Source organism: Verrucomicrobiota bacterium (genome assembly GCA_027622555.1).
Taxonomy (GTDB): domain Bacteria; phylum Verrucomicrobiota; class Verrucomicrobiia; order Opitutales; family UBA2995; genus UBA2995.
The window spans coordinates 1-15,674 of the sequence record JAQBYJ010000014.1 but is presented as its reverse complement, the minus strand read 5'-3'; the positions used below and the strand labels follow the sequence as shown (position 1 = coordinate 15,674).

Below are 15,674 nucleotides of genomic sequence, written 5' to 3'. Positions count from 1 at the left end.
AGACGGATAAGTTGAAGAAAGTTCCCTTGCGACCAAACTGGGTAAGGCGATTGTTGGTGTAGTCTCTTCGTTCCTCGAAACCGTCGAATCTTAGACGGCTCGCTCGGCGATCGAGCCCTACCAACAATCGAGATTTACGACTATTTTTGGTTAATTTGCGTCCAGTTGTTTCAGCAATTCCTCAACCGCGCGTTTGACCTGCGGATCCACGCCACGGGCTTTGTAGGCCGGAGGATTCTCTACCAGGATATCCGGAACGGCCGGGTGATGCTCCATACCGGTCTCGGTTCCTTTTACGAACCAACCACGTCCAGGCATCCGAACAGCGGAGCCGTCGACCAACTCATAGCTACCAGTTGAAATAACCGCGCCAAAAGTGGGTTGACCGACCAGGGTTCCAAGGCCCAGTGCTTTATAAGCATGAGAAAATATTTCGGCATTGCTGTAGCTGGACTCATTGCAAAGCGCGATCGATGGCTTGGTTGAGTAGGCCATCGGAAGTCGTTCACTGAATGGATAGCTGTCCTTAAAATTGAGATGTTCCTGCTCGAGGTTGGAGGCTGCTCCCCGGGGAATGGTGTAGGAATGTTGTTTCACGTTCAGTACCGCCATCAGATAATCCGTAGTCCAACCGCCGCCATTGTAGCGCACATCGATCACGATGCCTTCCTTTCCGTAACCCGCTGCCACCAATTCGGTTTCAAAACGTTCGAAACTTTCCCAGCCCATAGCGCGGATGTGCAGGTAACCCAAACGATTGTTGGAGTATTGATTTACCAGCTCCCGTCGGTCTTCCACCCAGGCATCGTAGTTCTCCGAGTCCAAGGAACCCGTCGGCCAGACGATACTCTCAAAAGTCTCATCACCGCGCTTCACTGCCAATAAAACCGAGTCATTCACCTGGTCGGTTAATAGTGAGAAAAAGTTGGTTTCGATATTAACGGGCTCCCGGTCCACAGAGACAATAATGTCATCCACCTGAACGGGCTTGGATGCTTTAACCAGAGGACTGTTGGGAACGACCACCGTCACTTTAAATCCTGCTTCGGTATTCATACCCTCGATGCCCAGGAGGCCTGACTTTTGGGACTGTGTGTCTTTAGGGTTATCAACCCCGCGCATGCCCATGTGACTGGCGTTCAATTGTCCCAACATCAGATTGAAGGTGTATTGAAAATCCTCCGTCGTGGAGGCTACCTTAGCCAGGGGCAGGTATTTGTCCCTCAAGGCCTCAAAATCGTGACCATGAAAATGGGGATCATAAAATCCACGATCCAGAGCGCGCCACGCGTCGTGGTATATTTGTTCCTTCTCTCCAATACTATCTATATGCGTCTTGGATGAGACGGACAGCTTTTCGACCTTATCGTCTTTGGTGACGATACGTCTTAGTAACCCACCCTTGGTCAGCGCGAAAATATAGTCTGCCTTCTTTGAGAGATGTAATTGTCCTGGTGAGCTATCATCTCCTATGAGCTCTTTCTGCTCCTCTCCATCCCAACGAATTTTATAGAGGTTTCGTTTGGTCTTATAATTTTGTCTACCGGGATTATCGATCGTGAAGAAAACCATTTCCCCGTCTTTATCGAAAACGAATTCGCCCTCGTTTCCTGGCATGGCCGTGACTTGTTCCACTCTTAGATAAATTCTGTCAAAATCGATCTCGAGCGCAGGAACCTCTTCCTCCTCATCGCTTTTCTTTTCGTCTTTCTCTTCCTCTTCGTCTGCCTTGGATTCTTCAGAAACTTCTTTCGGCTCCTCGCTCTTCTTCTTTTCGGGCTCCTTCTTCTCGTCTTTCTTGTCGTCCTTTTGTTTACGCTCTCGTTCCCATTGCTCGTCCGACTTCTCCCAATCTGCTTTTTTGAGCCAGGCAAACCACACATCAGCATCTCCATTATTCCTCTCAGAAACAAACCCCAGCTTGCTTCCATCGCGACTCCACACCGGGTTTGTATCCGCCCCTGGATGCATGGACACATTGACCGGCGTGGAAGAATTATTAACGGGGTGAATAAAGACTTCTGAATTAAAATTCAGGTCGCTCAAATCATAGGCGATCCACTTACTATCCGGTGACCAGCTAATTCCCCCAGGTCTTGCCCAGCCATCGAGCAAGGTGATCGGGTTGGATATCGAACCGGCCTTATCGATGTCTGCTGCAATCAGCTTGCTGTTGCCTACCAGGTAGAGAAGCTGTTTTCCATTCGGAGCAAGGATGGGTTGAAACTCATCCTCAGGAGTCTCCGTGAGTCGAAGCGTTTTGGTTTTGAGCGTATTGAACAGGTCCTTTTCTTCATCGTCATCGGACTGGGTGATGTAGAGTTCATTCTGCCCCTCCATGTCCGAAACATAAAGGATCGCCCCGTCATTCAACCAAATAACATCCCTTTCCCGGGAGGCGCTTTTTGTGATCCTCACGCTGCGGTCATCTTCCTTATCATTCCGTGTAACGAAGATATCACCGCGAATGGTATAAGCAGATAATTTTCCATTGGGCGAAACGGCGTATTCATCGATCTTGTCTTTGACCGTTTCTGAAACAACCGGGTCGAATCTGAAATCAGCCGACAACTCGATCTCCATAGGCGTACTTGTTTTCTTGCTTATCAATTGAATGGAGACTTCGGCTCCGTGCTGATAGACGATTGTCTTCCTGGCAGCACTCAGGTCGAAACTGTTAACCCCAAACGCTTCCTCAAAAGTAATTTGTTTAACGGATCCGCCAAGACTGTTTTGAAACACGTTATACTTCCCCTCGCGTGAGGAAATGAAAAGCACGGTGGAGTCATTCAGCCACTTAGGCGAAAAGTCATTTCCATCAAAGTCCGTTAACTGAGTATACTCTTCGCTTGATAGGTCATAGATCCAGATATCACGATTGGCCGGACCTCGGTAGGCTTCCCGTTCGATTCGACAAGTGCCGCGAACGAAAGCGATCTTCGAGCCATCGGGCGACACCACCGGATCAAAACCCAGAGCATCCATGAAACGACGAGGTGTGCCCGTAGCTTGATCGGCTCGATAGATTTCATACTCCCGTTCCACTTGTGCATAAACGCGTCTGGTCAGAAAAAGGATGGACCCATCCGGGCTATAACTGGATAGAAGATCATTGGCAGAATGATGCGTATGACGCGCCGGCACCCCACCCTGACTGGGCATGGAAAAAATATCGTCGTTTCCAAAACGATCACTTTGAAAGGCCAGGCGTTTCCCATCCACACTCCAACGAGGATTCGAGTCATAGCCTTCGTGCACCGTGAGTCGATACGGACGACCTCCCTCTGATGACACGGTCCAGATATCCCCCTGATAGCAGAATGCCACCTGCTTACCATCCGGACTCAGGGCAGGTTGAAGCACATAGCCGCACGCAATGCTTTTTGTTAACAGGAGAAAGAAGCCGAGACGAAGGAGTTTTGTCATAAATAAAATAGGGAGTGTGAAGGCCGAACTGTGACAGCGCGATCTGAGATTGGAATCAGGGGGCGAACAGTTCCGCTAAAGATTCTAAAATAACATTTTGAGTGTGTTTGGAAAGTTTTCCTAACTTCTTCACAAAGCGGACCTTGTCCACAGTGCGAATCTGGTCTAAAACAACCTGACCTTGGATCCCCTGAAAAGTGCACTTCACCCTCGTAGGATAATTCCGTCCCCGAGAGGTCATGGGAGCAACAATTACGGTTGAAATATGAGGGTTCATTTCATTCGGAGAAATAACCACACAGGGTCGAGTTTTTCTGATTTCGTGACCTTTGGCAGGATTCAGTGATATCAGAAAGACATCAAAGCGATTTACTTCCATTCCCATTCCATATCATCCCAAGTTGAAGAAATTTCTTCCAGTTCTTCGGGCATTTTGTCGTCGCCTGACTTGGCCATCGATTGGAATGCTTCATCCCATCCCTGCCGGGTCTGGTGAGGAGAGCTGATGATAAGCGTATTCTCATGGATGTGCATTTCCACTTCATGGTCAAATCCACATTGCTCAAAAACGGGCTTCGGGATACGTATGCCCCGCGAGTTTCCTACTTTTACAATGGTCGCTTTCATAATAGTTACAATGTAATTACAGATACCCCTTATTCAAGTCCTAAATAAAGATTCAATTACATGCCCATGCTGTCGGCTGATCAGCTTCCGTTATAACTCAACCCAAACGTTTGTGCGCCTTGCTTCGATCGGTCCACAAAGGTTTGGGTTTATCTTTTAAAACCTGGGGTAACTCCCAACTGAATCACAATGTGCTTTGAGTCTAGGTCTTCCAATGATATTTTCACTTGTGGGTTCTTTAAATTTAATACCCGTTCTACTAACTCACAAAAGGATTGATCACCTGAATTCCTTCGTAGTCCTGGCCATGATTTAAATCCTCAGTCAGAAGGATGTTTGCTCCACTGAACTTTGCAGCGGAAAGTATCATACCATCCCAAAGTGAAATTTGGAACCGTCTACATATCTCTAAGCCCTGACCAAATCTTTCCAATGAATTATCTACCACCGGCCATTGTGAAAGGTCTTCAATGACCTGGCAGGTCGCTTCGTGGGTTTGGCCAGATCGTATGAAATTTACATAGAACTCCTGAAGCACCTGGACGCTGATCGCCATACATCCGGGACGCGTCCAGCCTTCCTCAATAATCGTTAGAACAATTTCCCTTTTTCTGCCTGCGGCAAGATCATACCCGTACAATAGGATATTGGTATCGATGAAACGCTCAACGGGCATGAATTTCGTCGCGGCTGAGGGGTTTATTTCCCAGGTCGTAACCGCGCTTCAGACGCTTCAATGCATTGGTTGACGACGGAACATTATCCTCTGCTGAGATCACTTTCTCAAGGCCTTCGATAACGAGTTTCTTGAAGCTGGTCCGTCGTTTTGCCGCCGTAATTTTAGACCTCTCCAACAATTCGTCCGGCAGATCAATCGTGGTTTTCATAAAAGCAATAAATATTGCTATATGGGTATTGGTCAAGGAAACAAATTAGACTTTCTATCGAACTTTTTGACAATCTCGGTCTTCGGTCCACTCGTAGCCATCAGTCTTTCAACAACGCATCAAACCGCGGATTCCCCAGCAGTCGGTCGAAGAAGAGCCAGAGGTCGAGCTCGCGGTTGATAGATTTCAGAACTGGACCCATTCGGCAACTCGTTCTTACTCCTTAAATGCATCCGATACGACTGCCGACATGGAAACTCCACGATTCCGCGCCAGACGACTGATTTTATCACGAGTGCTTTTGCTAACCAGAACTTGCATGCGCACATGCCCTTTGGATTTACGCCCGGCTCCCGGACGCTTTCCTCCACGACGCGGCTTCAGGGTGACTTGGTTCTTTCCCTCGGTGCGTTCCCATTCAAGTCCTGCAGTGCCTTCAGGCGGCTGCAGTCCCAACGCCTTTTCCTCATCCCGAGTCATGATTTGAGCAGTATCAGTGAGCTCCAAACCGTCCCGGGGTTCCTTGGTATACTTAGGTTGCTTTGCTTTGCTTTTCATAAATCCGCTTTTGCTTTCTCCAATAGCCCGCTCCAATGACTCGGATGTTTCCCGACCGCATAGTGAAACGCACAGTAAGAATTCCGGTTCCATCGAATCCTGTAAATTGATAGCGAAGTTCGTCACGCGTCATGCCAGGGTTTCGGAAAATCAACCGGTCTGGATCACTCCAAGCCTCACCCACAGTCGAAAAATCAACTCCGTGTTTGGCCAGATTTTCCTTTTCCTTGGCAAGATCCCATTCGAACCACACTTAATTAAGAAAGCTGAAGGATTTATGAATTTCAACACATTTATTCAAAATGTGCACGGAGCCCGTAGCTCTCAATCCTCCAGCAACTTATCAAAGCGCGGATTCCCCTGCAGTCGGTCGAAGATGAACCAGAGGTCCAATTCGCGGTTCACGAAGAGAGGGCCGTCCATTTTGCTGGCGGCTTCCAGGATTTAGGCGGCTTTTCATAGTCTCACGACTCTGGCTAATTTTGAATTCTTTTGTTGGAAGATCTCCCTGGCCCATGGGAAGAGAGAGCGAACTGGCCGTTCAGTCAGTAAGAACGTTCAATCCATACTCAAGCGTGATATTGCACGTGGCAATTTGTATGAGGCGTATTTATCAAACTTGAAGTCAGATATTGCCGCGAATCTACCGATCCTGTTTAGTGCCAAAAATGCCCACAGTTCTCACCCTTGGCCCCTATCGGTTTCACTTTTTCTCAGACGAAGGAAATGAGCCTCCGCATATCCACATTCGATTCGACGGGAATGATTGCAAATTTTGGTTAATACCTGTTGCCTTAGCTTCCAATCGTGGAATCCCAACCCATCGTTTGAACGAAATCGAACGTTTGGTTCACGAACACAGAAACCTATTTATAGAAAAATACAATGAGCACAGAGACCGTCAGCACTGAGCCATTAGCCATCCGAGCGTGGGCAGAAAAACGCCACATTTATCTGGAACTTGCCGATCAGCGAATTTTTGGATTTCCAGCTAGCCGATTCAGTCTGCTGAAGGATGCGACGGATGAGCAACTCGCCGCCGTTACTATAGAAGTTAATGGCTTTGCCCTGCGATGGGAGGAACTCGACGAAGATTTAACTGTTCCAGGAGTTGTTGCTGGTCACTTTCAACTACCACCGGAACCTGGCTCAAATGACTAGCAGTCGGCCCAATTAATTGAGGGCACTGATATTCCGGACTAATCCACCAACAACTTATCAAACCGAGGATCCCCTCGGAGCCGGTCGAAGATGAACCAGAGGTCGAGTTCGCGGTTGAGGAAGATGGGGCCGTCCATCTTGCTGGCGGCTTCCAAGGTTTCGATGGCTTTGTCGTTATCGCCGAAGACGAGGTAACAGATGACGATGTGCATCTCGGTTAGATCTCCGCGCCGGTAACGCCAATTTGGCGAGCTGGTCCGTTTCCGGACTTCAGCTATAGTTTGCTCCATCAGGTCCCGTTCACCGGTCAGCGCATGGCAGATCGCCAAGTTTGACCAAAAGTCAGGATCAGCAATCGGATCCATTGCCACGATATCCTTAAAACCGACCTTAGCTTTTTCTGCTGCGATCTGCCATTGCTCTCGATTCCCAAGCTCGAACCAGATCAGCGCCTTCATGCTTTCTCGAGAACGGAGCGAGAATTTAAAATCAAAATAATGGGCCAAGCTTAGATCGTAAGTATTTTTAGCGGGGGAATCATCGACTAATTCCAAAGCTCGACTCAGGTCCCGTGATATCGTTGCCACTACGGCTTCGATATAGCTATTTCCCTCATCGCTTCCTCGAAGGGATTTCAGGCCTTCAACATAGGCATCACGATCGCCAGTCTGAAGATAGTTATGAGACGCCAACAACGTGCTCCAAAAAATGAGGTCAGGCCGCCGTTCCAAGTTTCTCTGAATCTGAGCCCGCCCTTTCTCCCACATGCCTAGCCTTTGATAGCATGAGACAGTCCTGAAGATGATCGGAAAATCTAAAGGATCAGCGCGAATGGCGGCTTCAAGGAAGGGCAGCGCTTCTAGCATTTTCCCCATTTCCATATATCTCCAAGCCAAAGTGGCCTGGGCCTCGTAATCGTCCGGGTTCTGGGCGGCCTTCAGCAGAAGCCCGATCGACCCCTCCATATCGTTACGCTCGTTGTAGACCAACACCGCCTGGGCGTGGAGATACATTGAAGGATTTGGAGCCGTTCTTTTGATCTGGGAAAGAGCGTAGCGGGTCTTGGCCAGTAGCGCCTGATCGATTCTCTGATTATATCGAAACGCCATAGCGCCATCAACCAATAAACGATGCCATGCTTCATAGAAATCGGGATCGAGTTCAACCGCCTTCTCTAATAGCGTGAACCTCTCCGCGCTTCTAGAATCAGCCTGAAGCCCCTTGAGATATAAATCGTAAGCTTCCTGGTTTTGAGTGGGGCGGCGCTCGATTCCGGCAATTTCTTCCGGAGACAAGACGGTTTGAAGCTCCCCGGATATTTCCTTGGAAATGGAACTGATGATGGCAAAAAAGTCGTCGAGTTTGCGGGTGTAGCTTTGCGCCCAGATGTGTCCTTCGGATTCGGTTTCGATCAACTGGACCGTTACCCGAACCTGGTCGCCGGCTCGCTGAACGGAGCCCTCCAGCAGATATTTCACACCCAGTTCACTTCCGATTTGTTTAAGCGGTTTGACCGTATCGCGGTACTGGAGAGTCGATGTGCGTCCTATGACCAGCAATTTCCTGATCTTCGCCAGGTTGGTCAGAATCTCCTCGTGCACCCCGTCCGCAAAGAAGGCATTGTCCGGATCGGGAGACATGTTGGTGAGAGGGAGTACGGCGATGGATTTGTCGTTATCTGTAGATGGGAGTTGGGAGATCGAAGATGGAAGGGGTTCTTGTGCGGGCTTTGCCTGGAAGTAAAAGAACAAAGCCAGGGCGCCGAAGATGAGGGTGGGTATCAAGGCGCCTACCAGATACGCCATCCAGTTGCGTTTCTTCTGCTGTCCTTCAGACAGGGGCTTTGTGCCCTGCTTTTCCCGGGCGTGTTTGGTCGTCTTGATCCCGTCCGGTGTCAGCTCGAAGGCCCAGGTGATGATCAACGCCACCGGCAGGCCCAGTACCAGCATGATCACTACAAAGCGAAAAGCCCATTCGGGAATCCCGAAGCTTGCAAATGTTGTCGCCGCCACCTGAATGATGATCCACGCCACCACCGCATAGGTAATCCCCACCCGCATCACCTTGCGCCGTTTCAGCTCGGTCCAGAAAGTGGACGTTTTTTCTTCAGGGCCAGATGGGGTTGGTTTGTCGATCATTTTGCAGTGTTCTTGAGCTCCGCGTACTCCGGAATACGTTCCGCCAGGTAGTGGGTCCATTTACCGTCCTGAAACAAGGCATCTTTAACCGCTGGTTCCTGGAGAAGCGGATAAAAAATCAGGAAATCCGCTGCCACATAGTCGATCAACTTTAGAGAAGGATTATTCTCCAGATATTCAAACAATAGTTTTGAGGCTTTATCCGAGTCGGCCCATGTCCAGGCAATAAGAGGAGGTATCAAGCTATCTTCGTCGGATTCTTCAGTGACTAACGCAGATCGTTTTTCAGCAATTTCTACCGCCCTTGCCTCATTGCCCAGGATGGAATAAGCCATACTCAGAGATACCTCTGAAATGTCTAAGACAAACGGCGCATTCTCTTTCACGTTTTCTATAGCCTGTATTTGGAAATCAGCTGCAATGATTCTTTGGGCATAGTTGCGGGCTTCTTCTGGCTCTTCCCTAATATAATGTGCGACCATGGCTGTGGAAGTAATCATACAATAGTCTGCGAGTTCCCCAGGGCAGGTCTCCTCTGAGAAACTATCTGGAATCGGCAACTGATTCGATATCTGCACTAAACCATCCAGGTTGTTGTCATACTCCAGTAACGTTGCCTTTCTACTATGGTATGAATGGGTGTGATTGAAGTTATCCACTCCGATTTTTTCGAAACTGGTGCGATATTGTTCCATCAAGGTCTCATCCGCCGAATCGACAAAGGCTTCGAACAAATTACCCAGGCGCATATATAACGATAGGGAGTTGAGTCGTCGCTGTTCCAAGTCTTGAGGCAGTATCTGTTCAAGCCGTTCGTCCAGAAATTCAGTCGACCAATCGTTGATGCGATAGAACGTCTTTACTATTTCCAGAATGCGTACGTTGAATGGATCCATTTCCAGTGCTTTGTCGAAATATCGTTTTCCGGCCTCAGGATCGCGCGGGGTGATATGGATGTGCCACCAACCATAATTAATCAAAGTCATGGCATGGTTAGGATGCTCGGCGAGAATACGTTCAAAGATCTCCTTTCTTTCCGCCAGCACTTCGGGAGGTTGAGGCTCGATATGATTGATGATACTGGCAAGCAGGGCCTCCGGGTTGTTGGGATCCAGAATCATGGCTTTGGATAGCGCCCGTGCTGATTTGGAACTGAAGTCTTTCTCCACTTCCTTGCGCTCCTCAGGTGTATCATAAAACCAGGCTCGTTCGGGTATACGCTTGTTAAGCATGAGGTCATAATCGCGTTTCAGGATACCCCAGGCTTCGACAAATCCTGGATCCGCTGCGACAGCTCGCTCCAATAAGTCCAGACGCCTTCGCATGGAGTCCTCCGTCTCGCCTTCCGACTTATCGATGCTCTGAGCTTTTAAATAAAGATCATAGGCCAGGGGATTTTTGGATAAGGTTCCCTCAAGTTCCTGAACCGTCTCGGGCTGGATCTCCAGGTGAATGGAGTTGCTGATCTCCTTGGCCAGCTCGCTCTGCACGGCAAAAACATCCACGAGTTCACGATCAAAATTGCTGGCCCAGATATGGTGATCGTTAATCGCATCGATGAGCTGAATGGTGATGCGTACGTGATTCCCGATCTTTCGAACCGAGCCTTCGACTACGTACTGGGAGTTCAGGGCTTTTCCGATTTCAGACAGGGTTAGATCGGAGACCGCATAACGCAGCATGGTCGTACGTGATATCACCTTGAAGCCCTCAAGGCCGGTGAGGCCCGTGAGGATGTCTTCGTGGACGCCATCCGCAAAGTAGCGGTTGTCGTCCTCGGCGCTCATGTTGATAAGGGGCAGGACGGCAATGGACTTGTCCAAGTCTTCGACTTGAAGCCCATTCGACAAGCTCAGGGCAGGGGGCGATCCGCCTTCTCCTTGATCCGGCGTGACAGGGGGGTTGGCCCGGAAGTAAAAGAAGATGGCCAGGGCGCCGAAGATCAGAGTGGGCACGGCAGCTCCGAATAAAAAGGTGAACCGGTTTCGTTTGCGTTCCTGGTTTTCCGATAGGGGAACTTCGCCCTGTTCTTCCCGGGCGTGTTTGGTCGTTTTGATCCCATCCGGCGTCAGTTCAAACGCCCAAGCCAGAATGACCGCGACCGGGAAGAAAATGCAAAGCATGATCACCACAAAGCGGAAAGCCCACTCCGGAATACCGAAGCTCGCAAACGTTGTCGCCGCCACCTGCATAATCACCCACGCCACCACCGCGTAGGTGATCGCCACCCGCATAACCTTGCGGCGCTTTAGCTCGGCCCAGAAGGAAGTGGGGCCGGAAGGTTTGGGAGTTTCTGATTGAGGATCTTCGGTCATGGCATCCCTAGCCTGAGGGCTCCCCATTTCATTTTTGTCAGACGCCGATCAAAACTAAAAAAATCGGTTACCTCAGGAGGACAGGAGACGACGTGAAGGGCATCCGCAAAATCCCACCCTGATTGATGAAGGGTCAATGCCTCTGTTACTTGCGAAATATTCTCTACCTGCACGCCCTCCATCTGACTCAAGGTCGCCAGCGCCTTGTTCACGCTCTTTCGATCGAGTTTATAGGCTCCCCGAAGCACCCACTCGGTTTCCAGAAAAACGGTTCGGGACAACCAGACCTCATTATCCTTGAACAGAGTACGGCTCTTTTTCGCCTGCTGAGCATCGTCCGCTGTTAAAAATCGAACGACCACATTGGTATCAACGGCAATCATGCGCGCGATCTCTGGGCAAGCTCCTCAATAATGGCATCCATTTCTTTCAACGTCACCCTCCGAGACACCTTCCCTTTTAGGCAGCCGAAGACCTCATCCTGAGAAATGCAGGAATCAGTGACAGGACTCAGCACAACGCCATGGTCGGTTTCTTCAATATTCAACACCGTTCCCGGCTTCCACTGATAATGGTTTCTCACCGATTTAGGTATCACAACTTGACCCTTGCTGGAAACTTTAGTCCTCATGGGGCTCAAAAGTAAGACGCAAGTAAGATTTGTAAAGAACTAAGGGTTCTGTCTGTTCACTCACTCCCAAGTTCCACGCTCTCCAATTTCCCCAGATCGCCACCCGCATGACCTTGCGGCGCTTCCCACGTCGCTCGATGAGCTGTGAGGGACACGTCAGCTCGGTCCATAAACCCGTCCACCCCGAGATGTGTCGAGGGGCCAAGCCATCCGATTGCGGGGCAACATCGTCCGATGACGGTGAATCATCCTGCTTGCCTCGCCGTTGCGGTCGAGCAGAGGCGGGAACTTGCCGAACGGGCTTGTCTCTGTTGTCTTTATTCATCCTTCAGGATCCGAGCAGAGTTCGAAGTTGATTGGTTGTCTCCTCGCGGTCAATGGCACTGCTCGCAACCGCTAGTGTCAGTTCCTCCCATTGAGAGCTGTCGGGCGGCGTTTCGACATCATTTAAGCGCAGAAAAACGATACAGGCACCCAAAGCGGTTCGTTTATTTCCATCAAGAAAGGGATGGTTTTTGCACAGATAAAATAAATAGGCAGCCGCAACTTCTGCCAAATCGGCGAATGGGGATTTTCCACCAAAGCTGGCCTGGGGCGCGGCTACTGCGGATTCGAGCATGTTGAGATCACGATCCCCTTCTGAACCACCAAACCTCGCAATGGCTTGCCTATGAATTTCCCGGACAATTTCCACCGAGAGGTGGAAGCAGTCTTCCGGAGTTTTGCTCATGACAATTTCTTCATTGTTTCCGCATAATCCTCCATCGTGCTTTCGATGGTCTTTTTGATTGCTTCATCGGACGGCTGGGAACGAATCGGAGTCAGCGTAATGGTTCCTCCGTTGTGAATTTCCACGTTCAATTCATCTCCGACCTTAAGGTGCGCCATCTCCATCAATGCCGCGTCAAAGACGACTCCCTGGGAATTTCCGACTTTAGAGATCTTCTTTATCATGACGTAAAACTATGTATTACATGGAGTCTGTCAAGAATCCTCTGGGAGAGCGAACCCCTCCGCGCCTTACAAAAACCATCGCTATCCATTTGCCCAATGCCATCATCTCCACCTTTGCTGCTAATCCTCCAATAATGCATCGAAACGTGGATTCCCCCGCAGTCGGTCGAAGATAAACCAAAGGTCGAGCTCGCGATTGATGAAGCCCGCGCCTTTCGTATTGCTGGCAGCCTCCAGAATTTCGAGGGCCTTGTCGTTATTGCCAAGAACGAGATAACAAATGGCGATGTACATCTCGCATTCTTCCTGTCTCAGGTATTTCCAATAGGGCTTCGCAGTTATTTCCCGAATACGACTGACTTCTTGTTCCACGCGGTCGGGTTCATTCATAAGGGCAAACCAAATAGCCCGTTCGCCATGGCCTCGGGGATCTTCGAAATCTTCTGTTTCAATTACCCGCTTGGACGAGTCGATTAATGATGTGATCTCATCCATTTCTCCCAGCTCAAAGTGTATGAGGGCCATCAATAGCTCCCGACGTATGGACAATACGCCTTCTCCGTTCAGGAAGAATCGAAATCGACTGAATTGCCAGTCGTCATAGCCGGATTTGGCGATATCGAGATCACGATTCACGAGTGCCTGAATTACTTGGACCCAGGAATTGTCGATCGAATCACGCGGGTTGGGTGTTGAATTATACTCACTGTATTCAAGAAATGCCTTTCTGCTCCCGTATTGCAGGTAATCGACCAGGAGTGCTCCCGCTTTTTCGTCATGTTTATTAAAGAACTGGCGGGCTCGATCCCACATGCCCAGCCCGATATGATTCATCATCAGTTGTGTCTCGGTCAACTTGTCCAAGGGATCTGATCGGAGGATGGTTTCCGCCAGGAAAATAGCCTCTTCCAACCTGCCTGCGACGTAATAGAGCCTGCAAAGGTAGCGTTTGGCTTCGTAGGCCGAAGGATCGATGCTCAAGGCGTTCAGCAGCAGTTTTATTGCGCCTTCCAGATTTTGGTTTTCAATATCTTCAAAGCACGCTTGAGCGTATTTTAGTGGGGCCGAATCGGGGATTAAAGTCTGGGTTTTCGCCAACGCTTCGTGAGCCTTGTTCAACGAATCAGCAGGATTTCTTCGGGACCTTTGGGACCTGACGAGATAGTCGGCCGCCAGATTGGCCCAGGCCTCTCCAAAGGCGGGGTCCAGGGCCACCGCTTTCTCTAATAAAGGGATCTTTTCCTCCAGGTCGAATCGGGTGGTTTTCCAGGACAATCGATACTTGAGGAATAAATCGTAAGCATCCTGGTTTTCGGTGGGCCGGTATTCGATCTTCTCGATTTCCTCAGGGGAAAGGACCGCTTTTAATTGACCGGCAATGGCCTTGGCCACCTCGGCCTGGATGGCGAAGATGTCGTCCAGCTCCCGGCTGTAGTTCTCGGCCCAGAGGTGGCCCTCGGTTTGGGCATCAATGAGCTGCACGGTCACCAGCACATGATTGCGGGCCCGGCGCACTGAACCCTCCACCAGGTAGCGCACGCCCAGCTCTTCACCAATCTGCTGTAAGGTCTTGACCGTGTCCCGGTACTGAAGTGTCGAGGTCCGGCCGATGACCAGCAGGTCCTTGATGCGGGACAGGTTGGTCAGCACATCCTCGTGCACGCCGTCGGCGAAGAAGGCGTTCTCCGGATCAGGTGACATGTTGGCGAGGGGAAGGACTGCAATCGACTTTTCAGTCGATTGGGTTATTAAGTTATTGGTTAATGGTTCCTGGGGTTCTTGCTCAGGCTTGGCCTGGAAATAAAAGACGAGGGCCAGGGTGCCGAAGATGAGGGTGGGTATCAAGGCGCCTACCAGATACGCCATCCAGTTGCGTTTCTTCTGTTGTCCGGCAGACAGGGGTATTGCGCCCTGCTCTTCGCGGGCATGCCGGGTGGTCTTGATACCATCGGGCGTCAGCTCAAATGCCCAGGCCAGGATGATGGCCACCGGGAAGCCCAACAACACGCACATGATAACCAGACTCAAGGCCCACTGGGGAATATAGAGGCTGGGAAACGTGGAAACCGCAATCTGTATCACCAACCACGCCACCACCGCATAGGTAATCGCCACCCGCATAACCTTGCGGCGCTTCAGCTCGGCCCAGAAGGCGGCGAGGCCTAAAGGAGGCTTATCCTCTGAATCTGATGGTCTATGTTTTTCTTCGGGCATGTTCTATTAAAAGCCTAACAACGTTCGTTGCGCGCACTGGATCCCGTTTCACGGGAACAGGATATCCTTCTGGGAAGGATAACAGGATTTGAATGGTTTCCTGTTGGCGTCAGCCATCCTGTTACCGCAACGCGGTATTCAGCGACTATCAGGAGTGATGTTAAAATAGGTATCATTTAAAGAAGCTTAAGCTATAGCTTATCCGGGGGCAAAGGTTGGCTATTCGCCGGGTCATTGAGGATGGCCTGGAAGCCGGGATGGTCTCGCAAGGGCCAGAAGTCCAGGCAGTGACGCATGAAGTGGACATTGAGCATGGAGGGCTCCTTGATGAGGCGGTCCAGTTCCGCAACCGCTTCGTCCTTCTTCCCCAGCCAAGCCATGGCAATGGCCCGGTCGACTTCAATATCCAGTTTATAGTCTGGTCTTCCTCCAGTCTGACCTTGCAGCAATTCGTCGAAAATCTCCGCGGACTTATCCTCATCTCCCAATGCGGCATAGGTTATTGCAAGTTGGCTTTCGTTATAGTTGTTAAAATTGAACCTCCGAACGCCTGCCAGATACTGGTCTCTCAATTCAGTCAGTAATTTTCGGGCGTTGTCCTCGTCTCCCGTCACTTTGTAGGCTAAAGCATTGGCCCAGCGGGCAGTTGTAGCCCTTAGGTACATGGAGGATTGCGAATTGATGCTTTCCGGAGTCGGGTGCAGGACAAATTCTTTCCGTATCGCTGAAACCCTTTATTTTGGGCTTGAAAGTGTCTAGCTAC

18 protein-coding genes are annotated in these 15,674 nt (G+C 50.1%); 2 read left to right on the top strand and 16 right to left on the bottom strand.

From position 1 onward, the window contains the following. Positions 1–150: 150 nt before the first annotated feature. The 7 genes from O3C43_05775 to O3C43_05745 all read right to left on the bottom strand — a co-directional run bounded on the left by O3C43_05775 (position 151) and on the right by O3C43_05745 (position 5,751). Positions 151–3,426: a S41 family peptidase gene (locus O3C43_05775; GenBank protein ID MDA1065993.1), complete on the bottom strand. Its 3,276-nt coding sequence runs from the start codon at positions 3,424–3,426 to the stop codon at positions 151–153. 55 nt (positions 3,427–3,481) lie between these two features. Further along, entirely contained in the window at positions 3,482–3,811 is a 330-nt protein-coding gene (locus O3C43_05770; GenBank protein ID MDA1065992.1) for a type II toxin-antitoxin system PemK/MazF family toxin, read from the bottom strand. Then, complete coding sequence (locus O3C43_05765; GenBank protein MDA1065991.1) at positions 3,796–4,053, bottom strand: AbrB/MazE/SpoVT family DNA-binding domain-containing protein; 258 nt, start codon at positions 4,051–4,053, stop codon at positions 3,796–3,798. Before O3C43_05765 ends, O3C43_05770 begins: the two co-directional genes overlap by 16 nt. 259 nt (positions 4,054–4,312) lie before the next feature. Next, positions 4,313–4,729, bottom strand: coding sequence for a PIN domain-containing protein (locus O3C43_05760; protein ID MDA1065990.1), 417 nt, complete (start codon positions 4,727–4,729; stop codon positions 4,313–4,315). Then, a complete protein-coding gene (locus O3C43_05755) occupies positions 4,719–4,940 on the bottom strand; it encodes a hypothetical protein (protein MDA1065989.1) in 222 nt (73 codons plus the stop codon). The genes O3C43_05760 and O3C43_05755 overlap by 11 nt, the downstream gene beginning before the upstream one ends. A 216-nt stretch (positions 4,941–5,156) precedes the next feature. Then, positions 5,157–5,498: a hypothetical protein gene (locus O3C43_05750; GenBank protein ID MDA1065988.1), complete on the bottom strand. Its 342-nt coding sequence runs from the start codon at positions 5,496–5,498 to the stop codon at positions 5,157–5,159. Beyond that, positions 5,473–5,751 (bottom strand): BrnT family toxin, encoded by a 279-nt coding sequence (locus tag O3C43_05745; protein MDA1065987.1) that lies wholly within the window; start codon positions 5,749–5,751, stop codon positions 5,473–5,475. Before O3C43_05745 ends, O3C43_05750 begins: the two co-directional genes overlap by 26 nt. A gap of 415 nt (positions 5,752–6,166) precedes the next feature. Here O3C43_05745 and O3C43_05740 point away from each other — a divergent pair, with 415 nt between their 5' ends. After that, positions 6,167–6,409: a DUF4160 domain-containing protein gene (locus O3C43_05740; protein MDA1065986.1), complete on the top strand. Its 243-nt coding sequence runs from the start codon at positions 6,167–6,169 to the stop codon at positions 6,407–6,409. Then, positions 6,384–6,659, top strand: a complete 276-nt coding sequence (locus O3C43_05735) for a DUF2442 domain-containing protein (protein ID MDA1065985.1) — start codon at positions 6,384–6,386, stop codon at positions 6,657–6,659. Before O3C43_05740 ends, O3C43_05735 begins: the two co-directional genes overlap by 26 nt. A gap of 38 nt (positions 6,660–6,697) precedes the next feature. On the opposite strand, the gene O3C43_05730 is transcribed toward O3C43_05735, so the two are convergent. From O3C43_05730 to O3C43_05690, 9 genes are all read right to left on the bottom strand, one after another. After that, the gene (locus tag O3C43_05730; GenBank protein MDA1065984.1) at positions 6,698–8,857 is read right to left on the bottom strand and encodes a hypothetical protein; all 2,160 of its coding nucleotides are present in this window, start codon (positions 8,855–8,857) and stop codon (positions 6,698–6,700) included. Further along, positions 8,794–11,112, bottom strand: coding sequence for a hypothetical protein (locus O3C43_05725; protein ID MDA1065983.1), 2,319 nt, complete (start codon positions 11,110–11,112; stop codon positions 8,794–8,796). Before O3C43_05725 ends, O3C43_05730 begins: the two co-directional genes overlap by 64 nt. Further along, positions 11,109–11,495: a type II toxin-antitoxin system VapC family toxin gene (locus O3C43_05720; protein ID MDA1065982.1), complete on the bottom strand. Its 387-nt coding sequence runs from the start codon at positions 11,493–11,495 to the stop codon at positions 11,109–11,111. Before O3C43_05720 ends, O3C43_05725 begins: the two co-directional genes overlap by 4 nt. Next, positions 11,492–11,743, bottom strand: coding sequence for an AbrB/MazE/SpoVT family DNA-binding domain-containing protein (locus tag O3C43_05715; protein ID MDA1065981.1), 252 nt, complete (start codon positions 11,741–11,743; stop codon positions 11,492–11,494). The genes O3C43_05720 and O3C43_05715 overlap by 4 nt, the downstream gene beginning before the upstream one ends. After that, on the bottom strand, positions 11,733–12,068 hold the full coding sequence (locus O3C43_05710; GenBank protein MDA1065980.1) for a hypothetical protein: 336 nt from the start codon (positions 12,066–12,068) through the stop codon (positions 11,733–11,735). The genes O3C43_05715 and O3C43_05710 overlap by 11 nt, the downstream gene beginning before the upstream one ends. Positions 12,069–12,071: 3 nt before the next feature. Further along, on the bottom strand, positions 12,072–12,473 hold the full coding sequence (locus O3C43_05705) for a type II toxin-antitoxin system death-on-curing family toxin (GenBank protein MDA1065979.1): 402 nt from the start codon (positions 12,471–12,473) through the stop codon (positions 12,072–12,074). Next, positions 12,470–12,697 (bottom strand): hypothetical protein, encoded by a 228-nt coding sequence (locus O3C43_05700; GenBank protein MDA1065978.1) that lies wholly within the window; start codon positions 12,695–12,697, stop codon positions 12,470–12,472. Before O3C43_05700 ends, O3C43_05705 begins: the two co-directional genes overlap by 4 nt. A gap of 120 nt (positions 12,698–12,817) precedes the next feature. Continuing rightward, positions 12,818–14,911, bottom strand: a complete 2,094-nt coding sequence (locus O3C43_05695; GenBank protein ID MDA1065977.1) for a tetratricopeptide repeat protein — start codon at positions 14,909–14,911, stop codon at positions 12,818–12,820. Positions 14,912–15,102: 191 nt separating this feature from the next. After that, positions 15,103–15,576 (bottom strand): hypothetical protein, encoded by a 474-nt coding sequence (locus O3C43_05690; protein MDA1065976.1) that lies wholly within the window; start codon positions 15,574–15,576, stop codon positions 15,103–15,105. Positions 15,577–15,674: the final 98 nt, after the last annotated feature.